Source organism: Rhodococcus sp. NPDC057297 (genome assembly GCF_042667435.1).
Classification (GTDB): domain Bacteria; phylum Actinomycetota; class Actinomycetes; order Mycobacteriales; family Mycobacteriaceae; genus Rhodococcoides.
This window is the reverse complement of sequence record NZ_JBHUZE010000014.1, coordinates 1-16,163: the sequence shown is the minus strand read 5'-3', so window position 1 is coordinate 16,163 and position 16,163 is coordinate 1. Positions and strand designations below refer to the sequence as shown.

Here is a 16,163-nt window from a genome sequence, read left to right as displayed (position 1 = left end):
GACGGTACATGACTGCTCCCGTAGTCGACAGGCTCGATTTCGACAAGTTCAACCGTGACATCGAGAACATGCTGAAGGAGGAGGCGGACCGGCGTCGTTTGCCTCCGGAAGTCGAACTGTACGACGGTGACTGGAATTCGGTTGGCATCGTCGGTCGCGTCGACCGGGCGGATTTCCAGTTCATCCAGAACGAGACGGGTACGGCGTCGTTGGAGATGCCGCTGCACTATTACCTGTCCGAGTGGGTCATCAACGTCGACGGTCGCGCTACGTCGGATGTGCATGTCCGGATGGAGAAGGACGGCGCCCGCTGGACCGGCAAGCTGGATGAACTGCGGATCATCAAGGACGACTCGGGGCGCCGGTTCGTGCGGTTGCTGTTCAAGCATGATTTCGAGCAGCTCAAAAAGATGGTCGTCTATCCGAATCCGTTTCTGCCGCCGGAGATCCAGTTCCCGCGGTTGTGGCTGTGCTTCGGTAAGGCGAAGTGGGCACTGAAGACGACGCTGCTGTGCACGATCATGCGGCTCGAATCCTCACTGTGGACGCTGCCGGACAATCCGCTCGACAAGTCGCAGTGGAACAACTTCAACCAGTCAACGTGGTGGAACGTCGTCAAGCCGACCATGCAGGGCGACGTCGACAATTCGCTGCCCGCGATTGTGCATTCGCGGATGAAGACGATGTTCGACACGAGCAAGAAGATCGCCGCGGACTCACAGTTGTTGTGGGTGTGCAGGCGGTATCTGCCTGGTGATCCGCTGCCGTGGGAGGGCGCGAACCTTCGTTACGGCTGCTTGGTGTGGGATCTCGTCGACAAGTCCGGCTTCAACACCGGTACCGCATTCCGCGGCAACCTGTTCGCAGGCATCATCAAAGAGTTCCTGAACATTCATGGCGACGGCATTACCGAGACGGTGGAGCAGGTCGACGACCCGAACGTCCCGGGTGTCTACCCGACGCCTGAGGTGCGGGGTACGACGCCGGCGAATCCGGGTGTTGTGTTCTGGGAGTCGGAGATGTCCGGCATTCAGTCGTCGGAGTTCTTTCAGAAGCCTGCCGGTGCGGTCGGTTCGGTGGCGGGTGGGCATTCGATGCCCGGTGTCAACGAGTTGATCTCGGCGACGGTGCAGATGATCGGCGATCTGACGGCGATGATCCCGTTCGTACCACCCCTCGGCGGTATCGCGGATGCTCTACTGAAACCCCTGTATACGGATGTTTTCCTGGCGTTCGGGAAGATCAAGAGCTCCTCGCGGGCCCGACGATCCGGTGGCGCTCACTATCACGAGGAGTTCGCGGAGGGCGCCGACAAGGCGTACACCCTCGGGTATCTGTTGGCGCAGCGTGCGCAGATGTGGAAGACCCGCGAGGTCCGTTCCTGCACTCTGAAGGTCGCTGATTCGGCGCCGTGGACGGTCGGCGATTTCGGTGGCGGGGATTTCTTCCTCGGCGACCGAGTCGGTTTCAACATCATCGGAATGCCCACCGGTGTGGTGTATGTCGAGCAGGTCTCCGAGCTCAACATTTCGTGGGATCGGGACACGGCGCCGGTGTGGGACATCACCATTGGGCAGCGGGTAGCGAAGGACCCGGTAATCGAGGCTTACGAAGCGATCCAAGAGATCTTCTCCCTGGTTCAAGAACTAGGGGTCGCATGATGGCAGGGGAGTTGTAATGCCGCGCATACCAACCCAGGAATGGTGTCTCGCCCAGGAGGATCCGAAAGTTCGGCATCAATGGGCGTTCCCGCAGTGCATTCCGTTCGGCCCGAAGTCGTTGGTGTCGCCTGACGGTGACATGTTCCAGGTGTTGTCGGAGCGAGTGGAGGAGACGGGGTACATGCATGTCTCCGAACTCGCAGCGCTCGCTGATGAGGACGGCAACATTCATGTGTCGAAGCTGCGGGGGCAGACGAAGAAGTTCATTCTCCCCGCGATGGGCCAGCATCACACGCTGAACAATTCGGGGCGCTGGGCTGACATGGACGAGCCGGACACGGTTGCGATGGTTTCGCAGGACATGGACATGTACACGACGGAGCAGAACGAAAACCACTTTCAGCAGTTGCTGGAGAAGGGTTTCCGTCCGCCAGAATCGGAGGAGGGTCCCGGTGAGGCGTCTGTGGAGGTTCCGAAGACCTTCAATCCCAGCGATTGGACGCCGTCCGAAGTGAAGGGCTACCTCCTCGGCCAGGACGACACCGAACGCCGCAGAGTGCTGGCGTTGGAGATGCGGCACAAGCGCCGCGACAAGATCCTCAATTACCCGGATTGGAAGGGTCTGTGACTTTCCCGGTTGGTAATCCTCCGTCTTCGGCGTATGTGGAGGGGACGGTTGCTGACGCGCAGGGGCAGTCCGAGGAGTCGATCCGCAACGGGCTGAAGAATCAGATCAAAGGGTTCGGTGTCGCGCAGGGCGGGTTCGGGTCACTGTTCGCTGGTATCGCTGAGTGGATCGCGAACTTCAACGCGGTGTTGGATGAGCAGGTCACGCAAGCGGGTGAGATCACCGAAGATCTGACGGATCTGACCAACCGTGTCGAACTTCTCGAAGGTGGCGCGGTCACTGTCCGGACGTACGCGTTCAACAGTGTTTGGACGAAACCACCGGGGCTGATCCGGTTGGGTGTTGCGGTCGAGGGCGGCGGGCATGCGGGCCGGTCGGGGTCGACGATCACTGCCCGTATCGGCGGCCTGGGTGGTTTGGGTGGCGGCTACCGCTTCCAATGGTTCGAGCTCGCGGCGATCCAACACGACATCGGCGCCACCGAGGAAGTGGTGATCGGTGGGGGCGGTGAGGTTCCATCGCAGTTGGGTGGCGTGTCACGGTTCGGTAATCACGTGCAGTCGGTACCTGGCATCGGCGCTGTCCTCTCGGTCGAGGGCGCGGTGGTGTCGAACTCTGCGACCGAACGCGGCGGCAACGGAGGTTACGGCTCCGACCCGATCACCGGAGACCCTCCGGGTGGCGGCGAAGCAGGTGGATCTTCCGCGTTCGCTGCAGGTGGTGCTGGCGGTTCAACCGCTGGGACACGTGCGGGTGCGAATGGTCAGGACGCTGTCATCAGCCCTGTCGCCCGCGGCAATGGCGGCGGCGGCGGTGGTGGTGGTGGCACGCAGAATGCGGGGACAGTAGGCGGAAAAGGCGGCGATGGTGGTTATCCGTCCGGTCCTGGCGGTGGTGGTGGTGGCCGCGGTCATGGTGTCGGATCAACCGATGGCCCTGGCGGTTTGGGTGCGGACGGCCGCGTCACGCTCATCGAATACACGAAACTCGAGGACTGACACATGCCCACAGCAACACGCATCACCGATCGAATCCCCGGGAAGGCCGGCGAAGCCTACGGATACGAGTTGTCCGAGCCGTACAACGGTGTCGACTACCTGATCGTGTCGCGAATCGATATGGCGGCGTTCGGATTGCGAGAAACCCGAATACTGCCCGGACAGTTGTTCGACGGCAGGGTGATCGCGCAGACCAACGTGGACAACACGTTGGCGTTGTCGATTCCGTTGGAGTTGTGCTCGCACGAAGAGGCGTTGGCGTCGATCGGCTACGAAGCAGTCGAGCCGCCACCCGTTGTGGAAGCGCCACCCGGTGATCCGGACGAGAAGATCGAGCCCACCCCGGAGGCGTCGTGAGTTTCATTCGCACGAAGGAATCTGCCTCCCCATTCAAAGCGACCCAGACGGTGACGAAGGTCGCCGAGATATGCGGGCGCACGGTTCCGGAGGTGGTGGCGGTGATGGCTGCACGATCGAAACCTGGTGCTACAGCATCGACGACAGTGGATTTCACTACCGCGGAAACCATCCTCCGAGTGTTCCAAGAGGAGGCCTGATGGCCTCCGATAAGCAACTCGGCTACGCCCGAGCTGTCGTCGATGAGGGCCGCCGCCTCGGAATCACCGAACGGGGTTTGCTCATCGCCCTCGCAACCGTCCTGGTCGAGTGCGATCTCATCATGTACGCGAACGCGAAAGTGCCGGCCTCGCTCAAACTCCCACACGAACGAATCGGCAACGATGGCTACTCGGTCGGCCTGTTCCAGCAGCAAGTCGTCTGGGGCAATGGGGGTTGGTGGTGGGGGGATGCCGCAACCTGCATGGACCCGACGCTCAGCGCCCGCCTGTTCTTCCAGCGGCTCGCGAAGCTCGACTACAACAACACGAACCGTTCCCCAGGGAAGTTCGCGCAGGACGTTCAGGGATCCGCGTACCCCGACCGCTACGACAAGCGCATGGCCGAAGCAACCGAACTATACAAGGCGCTCGGCGGAACCAAGGAGACAGTAATGGGATGGTCCGGTGACCCTGTGTGGCTCGCTGAAGTACTGAAAGCGGAAGGCCTCGACTGTGCAGTGTTCGATGGCGCATTCGACCGAGGGCAGGGCGACTTCGGTGGGATCTGGGGGATCGTGGCGCACCACACCGGGTCGAACCCGCCGAGCAACAATCCCGGCTACATCGCCAAACATCCCACCCTCGGTCTCGCATCGCAACTCCATCTCGCGCGCGACGGCAAGTGGACGCTCTGCGGCGTCGGCATCGCCTATCACGCCGGCTCGGGCTCGTGGCCAGGCATCGCCAAGAACAACGCCAACGCGGTAACCATCGGCATCGAGGCCGAGAACAACGGCACCGAAGGATGGTCCGACGCACAGTACAAGTCCTACGTCCGCGGAGTCGCGGCGATCCTGCGCAGGCTCGGTCACCAGTCCGATCGGGTTATCGGCCACAAGGAATGGGGTGCGATCCAGGGGAAGTGGGATCCCGGCGGAATCGATATGAACGCGTTCCGCCGTGACGTACAGGCCGCCATCGACAGGAAGGCGGAGGCGCCGATCGTAAACGAGATCAACGAGGCAGCCAAGCGCGCGCCGTGGGTCGGAGCTCGCGTTCGTCCCGAGGAGATCGCGGTCGGGTCGGACGGCAAAGGCCGCCTCGGCGTCTACGAGAATGCGCACATCTACTTCTACCCGGGGATCGGCGCATTCCCCATTCCCGGCGGCGGACTCTTCGAGGCCTACGCAGCGCTCGACTACGAACGCGGGCAGCTCGGCTACCCGGTCCGTGAGTTTGCGCTACTCGACGGGGTTACCGGCAAGGGCGGTGTGCAGGCGTTCCAAGGCGGGGTGCTGTACCGCAAGGAAGGCGCCGGGACCGGCTACATCGTGCACGGTGAGATCGGAAAGCGTTGGGCGGCCGAGGGCTACGAGCTCGGCGCGCTGGGCTGGCCGACATCGAACGAAGGCGTCGACGCCAACGGCAACCGCTACCAACTGTTCGAGCACGGCTCCCTGTACTGGCACTCGACAGGTGTCACCAAACTATCGAAAGTGGGATAACCCATGTTCACGCTGTCCTTCTGGAAGTCCACTGCAGAACGCGTAGTGGCAACCTTCGTGCAGGCACTGTTGCCGCTGCTGCTTGGCGCCAACCTGTTCGACGTCGATTGGAAGGTCGCGCTCGGCGCGGCAGGGTCCGCCGCGGCATTGTCGCTACTGAAGTGCCTCGCCGCGGCATACGTCGGCCCCACCGATTCGGCGGCCGGAGCCACTCCGTCGCTGGTGCCGTCTCTCATCGAGACGCTCACCAAGACATACAACGGGTACTTCACCCGAGGCTCCCACCGCAAGGCTGACTGATGTTGGACATCCACCGCGGCTTCTGGAAAGTCGGCACCTTCCCGCGGTGGGTCATGGTCTCCATCCAGGCATTCGTCATCTACCAAGCCCTGGCACGCGGACTCGACTACATCGGAGCGCAACCAACCAACCCGAACTCCGGGCTGGTCCGCGCTGAATCCGCCGCGCCTTTCGGGCTGGGCCTGTCGTTCTGGGGGTTCGTGTTCGTCGGCGCCACCGCGATCTTCCTGATCGGGTTCACGTTCCGGTGGTGGTCATGGATCACCGCAGCACACGTCATCATCGCCGTCTCCTACTTCGCCGTCACCTACGGCTTGTTCCTGACGGCGTTCGAGAACGTGAGCTGGCAGGGCATCCGCACCCCCTCCGGACTGTTCGTGGCGATGCTGATTCACGGGGTGATGGCAGCAGGCACAGCAGCGTTGGCTCGGCAGTCCTCCATTAGGCGGGGGGAATTGCGTGGAGATATCTGAAATCCTCGAGCACGTAAACCCCACCTGGGGCGCACTCTTCCTGATCGTCGCAGCGATCCTCACGTTCTCGAAGACCATCGCCGAACTGGACGGCAAGTTCAAATGGATCGGTGTCATCGCCCGGGCATGGTCCGAACGACAGGTCCGGAAAGTTCAACGGGAGAACGAACTCGAACGCGAACGCCGCAAAGGCCGCGACGAAGCCTACGCAGGTCTGCAGGATCAAGTCACCGACCTGAACACCGAACTCATCGAACTGCGTGAGGTGGTGCGCAAGCAACGCACCGACCACGACGACGAGCTCGAAGCCGCCCGTCTGGAGCACCGCGAGGAAATCCGGAAGACCCGCGAGGAACACCACCACGAGATGGCCGCTATCCGGCGGGAGCTGGACGGGAAGAACGCATACATCGTGCTCCTGCTGCAGTGGGGTCACACGTCCCGGGTAAACGCCGCCGCCAAGGGATTCGAATTGGATCCGATGCCTGAGGAGGATTCGTGAGCGGTTACGAACCGATCCAAGAAGACATGACCCTGTCTCGTGCAGCGGACTGGACGCACCGCTACGAGAAAGCGAAAACCGACCCCGTCTTCCCCGCGGGAACGACAGCGCGGGTGGAGATCACACGCGACGACAAGATGACTTCCCCGGTGTTGGAGACATGGGATGCGGAATCCGTCACCGGCACCTACATCGAATTCTGGGTGCAGTCCAACGACACCGATCAGATCCCTGCGCGCTACCACTACCGGCTGATGGTGCGGTATCCACCGGCCGCGCCGATCACTGACACCTACGACTTCTGCTGGTACCGAGGCAACGTGAAAAGGAAAGACTGATGGCAGCTTTGACAGGGACGAATGCGTTCCGGGAAACAACAGCGTTGGGTGCCACGTCGCAGGGCAGTTCACTGTCCCTACATGCCGGTAATCCGGGGACGACGGGCGCGAATGAACTGTCCGGTGGTTCACCGGCGTATGCCCGGGTGTCGACGACGTGGACTGGTGGCACAGCGGATGGTGTGGTGACCGGCTCGGAAGTCGAGTTCAATATTCCACCCGCGGTGTCCCCGGCGACGACGGTGACGCCGACGCATATGGGGTGCTGGTCGGGGTCGACGTTCCTGTGGGCTGTGCCGATCGCGAACATTTCGTATCCGGGTCAGGCGAAGGTGCGGATCACTCCGACGTTGACTGTGCCGCAGGGCTGATGGATGTTTCGGTTGCGCCGCGGCCTGTAGTTCCGGTGTCGGTTGCTGCGAGACCGGCGGTGCAGGTGTCGGTGGGTGCGCGGCCTCGTGTCTGGGTGTCGGTGGCCCCTGCTGGGTCGGTGCCGCCGCAGCCGAAGAAGGCGTTGCGGATGGATGCGCCGATCGAGTTCGGTGTGGATGTGGTGGTGCGGCAGTTGCCGATCGTGGTGATGCCCGCCGCGGCGACTGTGGTGCCTGATGTCAGTGTGATCGTGAAGCCTGAGGGTGGAACGTACATCATGACCGCCGACGCAGACATGACTGTCACGGTCACCCCGGCCGTCGTTCCTGCGGTGGCCGCCGCGGCGGAACCTTTGATCGATGCGGCTGCTGCGGCGAAACCCGTCGTCACTGCAGCCGCGGACCTGGCACCCGCCGTGACGGTGCAGATGTACATGCTCGCCAACCAAGGCATCGACAAGTCCGGCAACCAGTCCCTCACCGCGACGAACGTGTGGACACGGCTTTCACCGTGGGTGGTCCGCGCTGGCTACCCGGCCACAAACATCGTCGACGGTGATGGCATCCAAGTCCCCGCCGGCTTGGTGGCGTCGTTCGAGTATCGCCTCGCTGTCGGAACTAGCGCCGGAACCGGCAACACGCAATCGATGCGGCTAGTGAACGGATCCGCCGTCGTCGACTCCGTGACCATTGCGAACACATCGACGTCCGCAACCAGGTCGGGAACGTTCACCGGCACCGGTGAAGTCGTCCGCCTCGAAGCCAACGTCACGAGCACCGGCGGCCGCGGCACCATCACCTCCTCCACCTACCTCGTCATCAACGTCCTCTGATTGGAGTCCTGCTATGGCTTTACCTCCAGGTGTCACCACGTGTGTGGTGACGTTCGGTTCTCCGGCGTCGGGATTCGGTGGTGAGGATGTGTCGACTACGTTGACGATCACCCCATCGCATTCCGTGTACCACGCTGCGACGGGTGCGCCACTGTTGGCGTTCACGTTGCGGGCGGAAGCAGGGGAGGGACTACCGGGTTCGGTGACTCTCCCGCACACCGACCAGGCGGGGTTCCTCGACGCTGCCGGGAATGCGTTCTCGAACTGGGCGTACACCGCAGAGGGGTCGTGGCGATCCGGCGGCAACTCCATCGCCTTCAAGAAGAACTTCCAACTGCCTACGGGGCAGACGGTCATCGATTTGGATTTGGTTCCGAACGGCACCATCGATCTTCCGGTGACAGCTCCGACTGCAACGGTCACTTCGTTTCTGGGTAAGACCGGGCCGATCGAGGAGGAAGACCTAGCCGATCTGGAGCTGGGTGGTGGTGTCGCTGACGAGGGTGTGACGACGGAGAAGTTGGCGCCCACTGCCGTGACGGGCCCGAAGATCGCGTCGGATGCTGTGTCGCGGTCGAAGTTGGCGCCGGCGGTGCGGACGGAGCTCGATGGGCTCCTGACGAAAACGGACGCTGCAAATAGTTATGCGTCGACTTCGATCGTCTCCCCACCCGCGCCTTCGCCCCGCTTCTGGCCGCGCACCACCATCATCAGTCCGTTCCAGGCCGCAGCCCACGGCTGGGGCGGAGTGGGCGCGCAGACCCCCACACCATCGGACACCACAGACTTCGCAATCGGAACTCGCTGCATCTCCACGGTCACCCTCGGAGACGGGGCCACCGCTGGATTGAAGAACGTCAGCCTGAACCTGGACATGAACGGCCGCGGCCTCGTGCTCTGGGTCAAAGCCGTCAACATGCAAAACCTGTCGACCTTCGACGTCTACCTCGCGACGACGTCGGCCATGACCGATTCGTGGCGCGCGACCGTCTCGGTACCCTCGGGCGGCAAGTCGTCCCTCCGCGAGAACGAGTGGGTACCGCTCATCATCCCCTGGGCGAACTTCTCCGTCAGCTCAGGAGCGCCCCTCCGCGTCGGTCTGACCACCGCCCAGGTGAGCGTCCGAGACATCGGATCCGGCAATACAGTCGGGCTCAAGCTGGGCGGGGTCGCGACCTACGTCGAGGGGGACTCACGATTCCCGAACGGCGTGGTCAGCATCGACTTCGACGACAGTTACGTCGAAGCGTGGACGGTCGCCCGTCAGGTTCTCGGAAAGTACGGCTACCGCGCCACCCTGTACCCGGTGGTCTCACGTGTGGGATCGGGTTCGAGTTACCTCACCGAGGCGCAGGTGCGGACGCTCCATGACGCTCACGGATGGGACGTCGGCGGACACTGCATGACAGCCGGTGAACACGCGTCCCGAGTCGGCATACCCGAGGCTGAGGTCCGTACGATGCTCACGCAGTTGCGGCAGTGGCAGCGCAGCCTCGGTGTGGAGTCGTCCGCGTTCGCCTACCCGGTAGGCAACTTCGACGCACCGTTGCAACGCCTGGTCTCGCAGTACTACGGATTCGCCCGCACCAACGACGGACGACACTCGCAGCTACCTGCCGCTGCACGCTGGGCGGTACCCGCGGCCGCGTTGGGAAGTAGCCGTGACCTCGCCTCGGCGAAAGCGCTCGTCGACTCCGCGACCACCGAAAAGTGCTGGATCAACCTCGTCTTCCACACCCTCGACAGCACCGGCAGTGTCAACTCCTGGTCTGTAGCCGACTTCACGGCTCTCATCGACTACATCGCGTCGAAGGGAATCGCTGTCGCGACGTCCTCCGAGATCATGTCCGGGCCGATCGACGTCGACTCGAAGCTGACGACTCCCGCGGGCGGTGCGACTGGGCAGGTACTCGCCAAGACCGGCACCGGTGTCGCATGGCAGACCCCCGCAGTGTCCGTCGATGCCAACCGTTTCATCGTCAGGCGGGACGGGTCGACCCTCTACGCGACCAACTTCGCCAACGGTGCAGCGGAAAAGCAGATCGCCACCGGCCTCGACATCACCGACACCCCCGCAGTAATCGGCGATTTCGCGCTGTTTCACAACACGGCCGGGACATGGCTGTGCATCGACCTCGCGACTGGGTACGTCTCGCCGGTGCAACCTGCCCCTGGTGTCGCGGTGTGGGGTTCGTCGAGCGCTCAGCGTCTCGTGTCTCAGGGTGCACTGCAGTCGGTACTCGGCATCCCGGTCTACTCGCAGGGCATCGGCGGCGAGGAGATCCAACACTCGGCAGCCAAGGCCAACGCGGTCCCCGTCCTCGTGCAGCCGGTCGGTGGATCGATTCCCGCGTCGGGGTCGGTAGCGGTCACCATCGCCAACAGTTTTCCGGTGTACTCCACCGTCACCATCGACGGCACCCTGGCAGGTATCGCGGGAACCCTGGCGTACACCGCCACCCCGACGCCGGGGTACACCTTCACCCGCACGACGTCGGGGAGCGCTGTCGCGGTCGCAGCACCGGCTCCGTTCCTCTCGTCGGTCGGAGTCACTCGCCGCGACAATGCGGCCCTGCTGTGGGTCGGTAAGAACAACCTCGGAACGCTCAGCGCCGAGGAGGAGAAGAGGGTCGTCGACTACACCGCGAAGCATTGGAAGCAGGTCGGCGCTTTCGCCAAACGCCGGCTGGTCCTGGGTCACTTCTGCAATCAGAACTGGGCAGCCGATCGTGTCGCGCAGACTGCCCGCGTGAACGAGGTGTACCGGCAGACGTACGGGGATAAGTACCTCGACGTCGGCGCGTACATCACCGGATCGAAGGTGTGGACCGACACCGGTATCACGCCCACGTCCGCGGACCTCGCCGCTCAGGCCAACGGCGTCATGCCCCCGTCGTTGGCGGACGACGATGCGCACCTGTCGTACACCGGGTACAACGCAGTCGCCAAGCTCGTCGGTGCGAAGCTGCTCGAACTCGGATGGGTCGACGTGCTCGGCAATCCGGCCGTAGGCACCACGGTGCTCAGCGATGGATTCTCCGGTACGGGAGAACTCAACGGTCGATCGACGGACTCGAACGCAGGCGGCACCGCGGCCTCGTGGACGGCCACACCCCTCAGCCGATACACCGTCAACGGTGCGCTCACGCTGTCACTGGTGGCAGGGGAGGCCCCGTCCGCCACAGCGCCGATGCCGTCTTCGGACGTCGAAGCATCGGTCAAGGTCGTCACCCGCCCCGCTTCGACTGGAACGTCGGTGTACCTCGATGTCAGGCGGCAGGCCGGGAACTCCACCTCCATCCGCCTTCGGATCGGGTCGGCTGCGTTCGATCTACGCAAGCGGGTCGGGTCCACGACCACGACCTTCTCGGGATCGTCTTTCCCGTTGGCGGACGGCGACACGGTAGGTGTGCGGGTGGTTGGGTCTGCGCTGCAACTGCTGAAGAACGGGACCGTTGTCTACTCCGCCACAGACACCGACGTGCTCACTGGCGCACTCGTCGGAATCGCGGGATTCAACTCGGCGTCTTCCGACTCCCTTGTGCTCGATGATCTGAAGGTCGTAGTGGCCGCGTAGCACCGTGCGCCTGGTCGGTTCGCTCGGCTCGTCGAAGCTCGGCGGCGGATTCTTCGAGGTCGGTGTGCGAGATGGTTCGCCCAAGCCAGTACACCGCGATCACGGCGATGACGACCCAAACGGCGACACCGCCGAGAATCCAGTAGAGCATCCGGTCAGCATGACAGAGAACGTGACAGTTAACAGGCGATTGTCACGTTTCTGTCAGGCGATCGAAGCGGCACATAACACCAAACCGATGCTCGGATAATAGTCGGACCAACACGGTAAGATGTTGGGAGACTTAGAAACAAGTCGACCCCAGCCAGGTGCTACGAACACCGAAAGCTGGGGCCTCGCCACAACCAGAATGGACCTGGACATGACTGCCGATTACGGTACCCGCCTGCCCGCGAACGTCACCATCCCCAGTGACGAAGAGTTCGAGATGCTCATCGACGCGTTCCTGTCCCGCTACCGGGACGCCAGCCGAGTCGAGTACGGCCGGGATATACGACTGTTTCGTGAATGGTGCGCAGAACACGCCAACGGACTTCATCCCTTCCACGCGAGGCGGATGACGATCGAGGCGTACGTCCGGTACATGGCAGACGTACGCGGCAACAATGCCCGCAGCGTAAACCGCCGGATCATCTCACTCCGCCAGTTCTTCGAGTACGCCCTCGACGACGACTACGTGATGAAGAACCCATGCCGGAACGTGCGGATGGCACGGCCGAAGCTGGACTTGTCGAAGAAGGTCCATCTGAACCGTGAGGAGACGCAGCGATTCCTCCGGGCCGCGTACGACTCGAAGCCGTCCGAGTATGCAATGTGCGTGCTGATGGCGTACCTCGGCATGCGGGTCAGTGAAGTGTGCGGCCTGAACGTCCCCGACGTCCTGCACTACTCGAAGGGCCACCGCGTGGTGGCGTTCGTCGGCAAAAACGGCGACCCAGCCACGCTGCCACAGGCCCCTGTCATCATGCGGGCACTCGACACTGTGATCGAAGGTCTCGAGGACAAGCAGGGCCCGCTGTTTCTTCGCCGCAATGGGACGCGGATGACACGAACCTCGGCGGACCGGGTTGTGAAGCGCATCGCGAAGAAGGCCGCAATCAACGACATGGTGGTCTCGCCGCACACGCTGCGGCATGGCGCCATCGCAAACGCCATCGATGCAGGTATTCCGCTCCGTGAGGTCCAGCTCGCGGCACGACACCGCGACATATCGACGACAATCCGAATCTACGACCGCGGGCGTCTCAACCTGGACACGCACGCGTCACATGGTCTTGCCGCTTACTTGGGCTCGGTCGCCTGATCCGCTTCGGGCTGTTTCATGATGATGACGTCGTCGGAGTTCTCGTAGCGGAATCCGTAGCGGCCGTCCGGGAGTAGGACCATTCCTGCTTGGCCTTCGTCGGGCTGGGGTGGAAACGACATGGGCGGGTCCTTGCTTTGAGTGAGAGGATGAGGGCATGGCTATCGACTGGGAATCGGGTCGTGTGAACGCGGCGGATATGACGGATCAGGATTGGGCTGAGGTCCGGGACTGGATCCAGGCTACTGGCGCCACCGTGGTAAACCATGTGCCCGACCCTGCATGTCGTGCTGGACAGCATCTCTCGGTGGGGACTGGCGCCGGGTCGTCTACGTCATCCATGTGAAGGTGGAGCGTCCTCCGTCGTTGCGTGTGCATTCTCGGGTGAGTGCGGGGGTGTAGGTGACGTCGTCGCAGTGCCGGCATCGGTGGGTGCGGTGGTGTCCGCAGGGGCCGTTGCAGACGTAGGAGCCGACGAGGACGTTGCCGGGTGTGAGTGGGTGTCCTTCGGTGCAGGTGTTGGGGGCGAGTTCGATCCATCGGTCACCGCGTCGGTACAGGGGTTCCACGTCCGCCCTCCGAAAGTAGGTCAGCGGAGAGTGTCGGGCTTCCCTCCCGAGCTCTCCGCTGAACCACCAAACTAGCAGACTTCGAACACCCGTGCGAACAGTGCGGGTGTTTTCTCATGCCCGGAATCGGGCTCACAAATCCCCACGAAGAGATCGGGGGTGCCCCATGTGGCACGTAATCGAGGTGGCCCTGTTCGGGGTCGTCCTCTTCTGGATCGAGAAAACAAGGAGGGCCATCATGGCTGTAGGACCGGAAACTCAGGCTGCGCTGAACGAGCTCGGCGAGAAGATTCAGGCCGAGGCGGATCAGCGTGCGGCTGAGGTGATCGAGGCTGTCGGTGCGGACGCGGAGACTGCGGCTGCGATTCGTGAGAAGTTCGCTGCTGTTGCGGCGATCGTCCCGGATGCTGTCGTGGAGGAGCCGGTGAACCCGGAGCCGACCGAACCTGCCTGACCTTTCACTGCTCCATCGAAGAAATCCCCCACCTGGGCCTTGCGGCTCGGGTGGGGGGATTCTTTTGCGTCTAGGTGACGACGTAGGCCATGAAGGCGTTGGGGCGGATGTAGTCGACCTTGTGCGTCGGGGAGGTCATGTTCTCCAGGCAGTCGGTGACGATCGCCTTGATGTCGGCTTCGGTGGCGTCGACGTATTCGGCGATCTGGGAGAAGCGGACCCAGCCGTCGAAGTTGGTGCCGCGGGCGTTGGCGTCGGAGTGGGCGATCATGTCGTGGGTGCGGAGGATGTCGGCGAGGAGGTGGGTGTTGCGGGCGGGGGCTGCGGTGTTTGTCATGCTGTGAGCCTAACCCCCAAAAGGGAATAAGGTCAACCCCCTACCCAAAAGGGGTAGCCTAGGCCGCATGACCATCCGCTACCTCTCACGCGGCGAGATCGCCGAACGCCTCGGCGTATCACTCGACGCGATCAAGGGCTACCAAAAGCAGGGCTACCTACCCGAGCCCGACGCCCTAGTCGGACGCAACCAAGGCTGGCTCGAAACAACCATCGAGCACTGGCACGCCAACCGACCGGGCGCAGGAGCACGCACCGACCTCAAGAAGGAAGCACCTCCACAATCGCCGCCGTGAACTCAGGCACCGTCGTTCGACCACCGATCTGCGTGTCATACGAGATCGCACCATCGACGACCACGAACAGCTTCACCATGTCCCCAGACACCACCGGCCGCAACAACTCCGCATCCCGCACATTCACCACAACGTTGTCGCCGAACCCGCCAGCATCAGGGGTCGCCACCGCATCCACCCGCATCGTCCTGTCCCCGGTCGCAGCATCCAACTGCGACACCTCCCCGTAGATGATGTGCTTTGCACCCGCCGCGGCGTCAGGATTCTTGATCAACACCTGCAGCGCCCGGTCGTCGAGGGGAAGGTAAGTGGCAGGGTTGTTGAAGTCCGGGTCGACGGCTTCGACTGCTGCGGGCGAATTGCTGTTGCGCTCAGTGTTGTCGGACGGCGCGAAGAAGCTGACAGCCACAACAATCACCAGGATGACGCCGGCGATGGTGAGGATCGTCCGGAAGGGGTCGCGACGTTTCTTAGCGGGTGTCACTGCTGCGGCGGGCCGCGTGTACGGACCCCACACGGATCCGTCCCAGTGCCGTTCCTGCCCGGTGTTGTAGGGGTCGGGGTACCAGCCAGCGGGGTGCGTCATGTCGATGTTCCTACCAGTTCGGTTTGATGGTGCGTCGAGGATGTCTCCCGGCTGGTCTGTTTCGTTACCTCGTCTCGCCAGCGTCTGACGTTCCGGTCGTCGGTGCCGACTCTCCGTGCGATCTCCCGCATCGACAGGCCACCCTCGGCGAGGAGCTCGAGCACCCGTGCGCGCGGGTCTACGTCGGCGACGGGCAACTCATCGGAACTGTCGATATGTTGGTCGCCCTCCACGCGCCCCAGCCTCACCGTCAGATGCGTCACCCACAGCAAGAACACAGGCGGCGTGAGTGCGACCCCGACTGCGATCCACGTTCCCTGCGTGACCCATGCGTGGATGCCGTTGCCGACGACGGACACGAGCGCGGCCCCGGCGAGCATCGACCACGAGTGCCAGTCCGGGGACGCGAGAACGGCTACGGTGCCGACGACGATCGCGCCGTCGATCATGACCGGCCAGAGGTACGCCTGTGGTCCGAGGCCGGCGATGTGTGCGAGGTCGGCGAGGGCGATGTAGGACAGGATGAAACTCACGAGCGACAGGAACACGGTGCCGCGGCGGGCTGTGAGTAGGGCTGCGGATTTGGACATGGGTTCTCCTGGGAACCGGACGCCGGTCTGTGGCGTCTGAATGGGTATGGATGCTGAAGAGCGAGCGGCGATCATCGACGAGGGGTACGACCCGGACGACCCGAATGTGGTCGCTGCGATGGCAAGAGTGCGAAGAATTCTTGCCCACGAAGGTACCTGTTACCGTGGGCAAAATGTGGGCAGAAGCGAGAGCCTGCGAACTAGCCTGAGGCGCTTTGAATGCTCTGAGCTGGGGCGTAAGGGGTGGGGCGGGCGGGGCTCGAACCCGCGACCAATGGATTATGAG

22 protein-coding genes are annotated in these 16,163 nt (G+C 63.1%); 16 read left to right on the top strand and 6 right to left on the bottom strand.

The window, feature by feature from the left end; translation table 11 throughout:
- Window positions 1-8 precede the first annotated feature (8 nt).
- From ACFULT_RS26290 to ACFULT_RS26245, 10 genes are all read left to right on the top strand, one after another.
- Entirely contained in the window at window positions 9-1,661 is a 1,653-nt protein-coding gene (locus tag ACFULT_RS26290; RefSeq protein ID WP_378482969.1) for a phage tail protein, read from the top strand.
- Window positions 1,662-1,677: 16 nt separating this feature from the next.
- Window positions 1,678-2,289 carry a DUF2744 domain-containing protein gene (locus ACFULT_RS26285; protein WP_378482968.1) on the top strand — a complete coding sequence of 204 codons (612 nt, stop codon included), beginning with the start codon at window positions 1,678-1,680 and terminating at the stop codon, window positions 2,287-2,289.
- On the top strand, window positions 2,286-3,287 hold the full coding sequence (locus ACFULT_RS26280; protein ID WP_378482967.1) for a hypothetical protein: 1,002 nt from the start codon (window positions 2,286-2,288) through the stop codon (window positions 3,285-3,287). Before ACFULT_RS26285 ends, ACFULT_RS26280 begins: the two co-directional genes overlap by 4 nt.
- A gap of 3 nt (window positions 3,288-3,290) precedes the next feature.
- Window positions 3,291-3,644, top strand: a complete 354-nt coding sequence (locus ACFULT_RS26275; protein ID WP_037183843.1) for a hypothetical protein — start codon at window positions 3,291-3,293, stop codon at window positions 3,642-3,644.
- Window positions 3,645-3,843: 199 nt separating this feature from the next.
- Window positions 3,844-5,349 carry an N-acetylmuramoyl-L-alanine amidase gene (locus ACFULT_RS26270; RefSeq protein ID WP_378482966.1) on the top strand — a complete coding sequence of 502 codons (1,506 nt, stop codon included), beginning with the start codon at window positions 3,844-3,846 and terminating at the stop codon, window positions 5,347-5,349.
- 3 nt (window positions 5,350-5,352) lie between these two features.
- The gene (locus tag ACFULT_RS26265) at window positions 5,353-5,649 is read left to right on the top strand and encodes a holin (RefSeq protein WP_378482965.1); all 297 of its coding nucleotides are present in this window, start codon (window positions 5,353-5,355) and stop codon (window positions 5,647-5,649) included.
- Window positions 5,649-6,122: a hypothetical protein gene (locus ACFULT_RS26260; protein ID WP_378482964.1), complete on the top strand. Its 474-nt coding sequence runs from the start codon at window positions 5,649-5,651 to the stop codon at window positions 6,120-6,122. The genes ACFULT_RS26265 and ACFULT_RS26260 overlap by 1 nt, the downstream gene beginning before the upstream one ends.
- Entirely contained in the window at window positions 6,109-6,624 is a 516-nt protein-coding gene (locus ACFULT_RS26255) for a hypothetical protein (protein WP_378482963.1), read from the top strand. Before ACFULT_RS26260 ends, ACFULT_RS26255 begins: the two co-directional genes overlap by 14 nt.
- Entirely contained in the window at window positions 6,621-6,962 is a 342-nt protein-coding gene (locus tag ACFULT_RS26250; RefSeq protein ID WP_378482962.1) for a hypothetical protein, read from the top strand. The genes ACFULT_RS26255 and ACFULT_RS26250 overlap by 4 nt, the downstream gene beginning before the upstream one ends.
- Entirely contained in the window at window positions 6,962-7,333 is a 372-nt protein-coding gene (locus ACFULT_RS26245) for a hypothetical protein (RefSeq protein ID WP_378482961.1), read from the top strand. The genes ACFULT_RS26250 and ACFULT_RS26245 overlap by 1 nt, the downstream gene beginning before the upstream one ends.
- Here ACFULT_RS26245 and ACFULT_RS26240 read toward each other — a convergent pair.
- Window positions 7,302-7,631, bottom strand: coding sequence for a hypothetical protein (locus ACFULT_RS26240; RefSeq protein ID WP_378482960.1), 330 nt, complete (start codon window positions 7,629-7,631; stop codon window positions 7,302-7,304). The two genes, ACFULT_RS26245 and ACFULT_RS26240, sit on opposite strands and share 32 nt — an antisense overlap.
- Here ACFULT_RS26240 and ACFULT_RS26235 point away from each other — a divergent pair.
- From ACFULT_RS26235 to ACFULT_RS26220, 4 genes are all read left to right on the top strand, one after another.
- Complete coding sequence (locus tag ACFULT_RS26235) at window positions 7,612-8,166, top strand: hypothetical protein (protein WP_378482959.1); 555 nt, start codon at window positions 7,612-7,614, stop codon at window positions 8,164-8,166. The genes ACFULT_RS26240 and ACFULT_RS26235 overlap by 20 nt on opposite strands.
- A gap of 13 nt (window positions 8,167-8,179) precedes the next feature.
- Complete coding sequence (locus tag ACFULT_RS26230) at window positions 8,180-11,743, top strand: polysaccharide deacetylase family protein (RefSeq protein WP_378482958.1); 3,564 nt, start codon at window positions 8,180-8,182, stop codon at window positions 11,741-11,743.
- A 4-nt stretch (window positions 11,744-11,747) separates the two neighbouring features.
- Window positions 11,748-11,993, top strand: coding sequence for a hypothetical protein (locus tag ACFULT_RS26225; protein ID WP_378482957.1), 246 nt, complete (start codon window positions 11,748-11,750; stop codon window positions 11,991-11,993).
- A gap of 111 nt (window positions 11,994-12,104) precedes the next feature.
- Window positions 12,105-13,046, top strand: coding sequence for a tyrosine-type recombinase/integrase (locus ACFULT_RS26220; protein WP_378482956.1), 942 nt, complete (start codon window positions 12,105-12,107; stop codon window positions 13,044-13,046).
- Here ACFULT_RS26220 and ACFULT_RS26215 read toward each other — a convergent pair.
- Complete coding sequence (locus ACFULT_RS26215) at window positions 13,025-13,168, bottom strand: hypothetical protein (RefSeq protein WP_378482955.1); 144 nt, start codon at window positions 13,166-13,168, stop codon at window positions 13,025-13,027. The two genes, ACFULT_RS26220 and ACFULT_RS26215, sit on opposite strands and share 22 nt — an antisense overlap.
- A 207-nt stretch (window positions 13,169-13,375) precedes the next feature.
- A complete protein-coding gene (locus tag ACFULT_RS26210; RefSeq protein WP_378482954.1) occupies window positions 13,376-13,615 on the bottom strand; it encodes a hypothetical protein in 240 nt (79 codons plus the stop codon).
- 238 nt (window positions 13,616-13,853) lie between these two features.
- On the opposite strand from ACFULT_RS26210, the gene ACFULT_RS26205 reads away from it, so the two are divergent.
- Entirely contained in the window at window positions 13,854-14,069 is a 216-nt protein-coding gene (locus tag ACFULT_RS26205) for a hypothetical protein (protein ID WP_378482953.1), read from the top strand.
- Window positions 14,070-14,139: 70 nt separating this feature from the next.
- On the opposite strand, the gene ACFULT_RS26200 is transcribed toward ACFULT_RS26205, so the two are convergent.
- Complete coding sequence (locus tag ACFULT_RS26200; protein ID WP_378482952.1) at window positions 14,140-14,406, bottom strand: hypothetical protein; 267 nt, start codon at window positions 14,404-14,406, stop codon at window positions 14,140-14,142.
- Window positions 14,407-14,473: 67 nt separating this feature from the next.
- Here ACFULT_RS26200 and ACFULT_RS26195 point away from each other — a divergent pair, with 67 nt between their 5' ends.
- Entirely contained in the window at window positions 14,474-14,701 is a 228-nt protein-coding gene (locus ACFULT_RS26195) for a helix-turn-helix transcriptional regulator (RefSeq protein WP_378482951.1), read from the top strand.
- On the opposite strand, the gene ACFULT_RS26190 is transcribed toward ACFULT_RS26195, so the two are convergent.
- On the bottom strand, window positions 14,667-15,287 hold the full coding sequence (locus ACFULT_RS26190; protein WP_378482950.1) for a DUF2510 domain-containing protein: 621 nt from the start codon (window positions 15,285-15,287) through the stop codon (window positions 14,667-14,669). The genes ACFULT_RS26195 and ACFULT_RS26190 overlap by 35 nt on opposite strands.
- A complete protein-coding gene (locus ACFULT_RS26185) occupies window positions 15,284-15,877 on the bottom strand; it encodes a DUF2637 domain-containing protein (RefSeq protein WP_378482949.1) in 594 nt (197 codons plus the stop codon). The genes ACFULT_RS26190 and ACFULT_RS26185 overlap by 4 nt, the downstream gene beginning before the upstream one ends.
- Window positions 15,878-16,163: the final 286 nt, after the last annotated feature.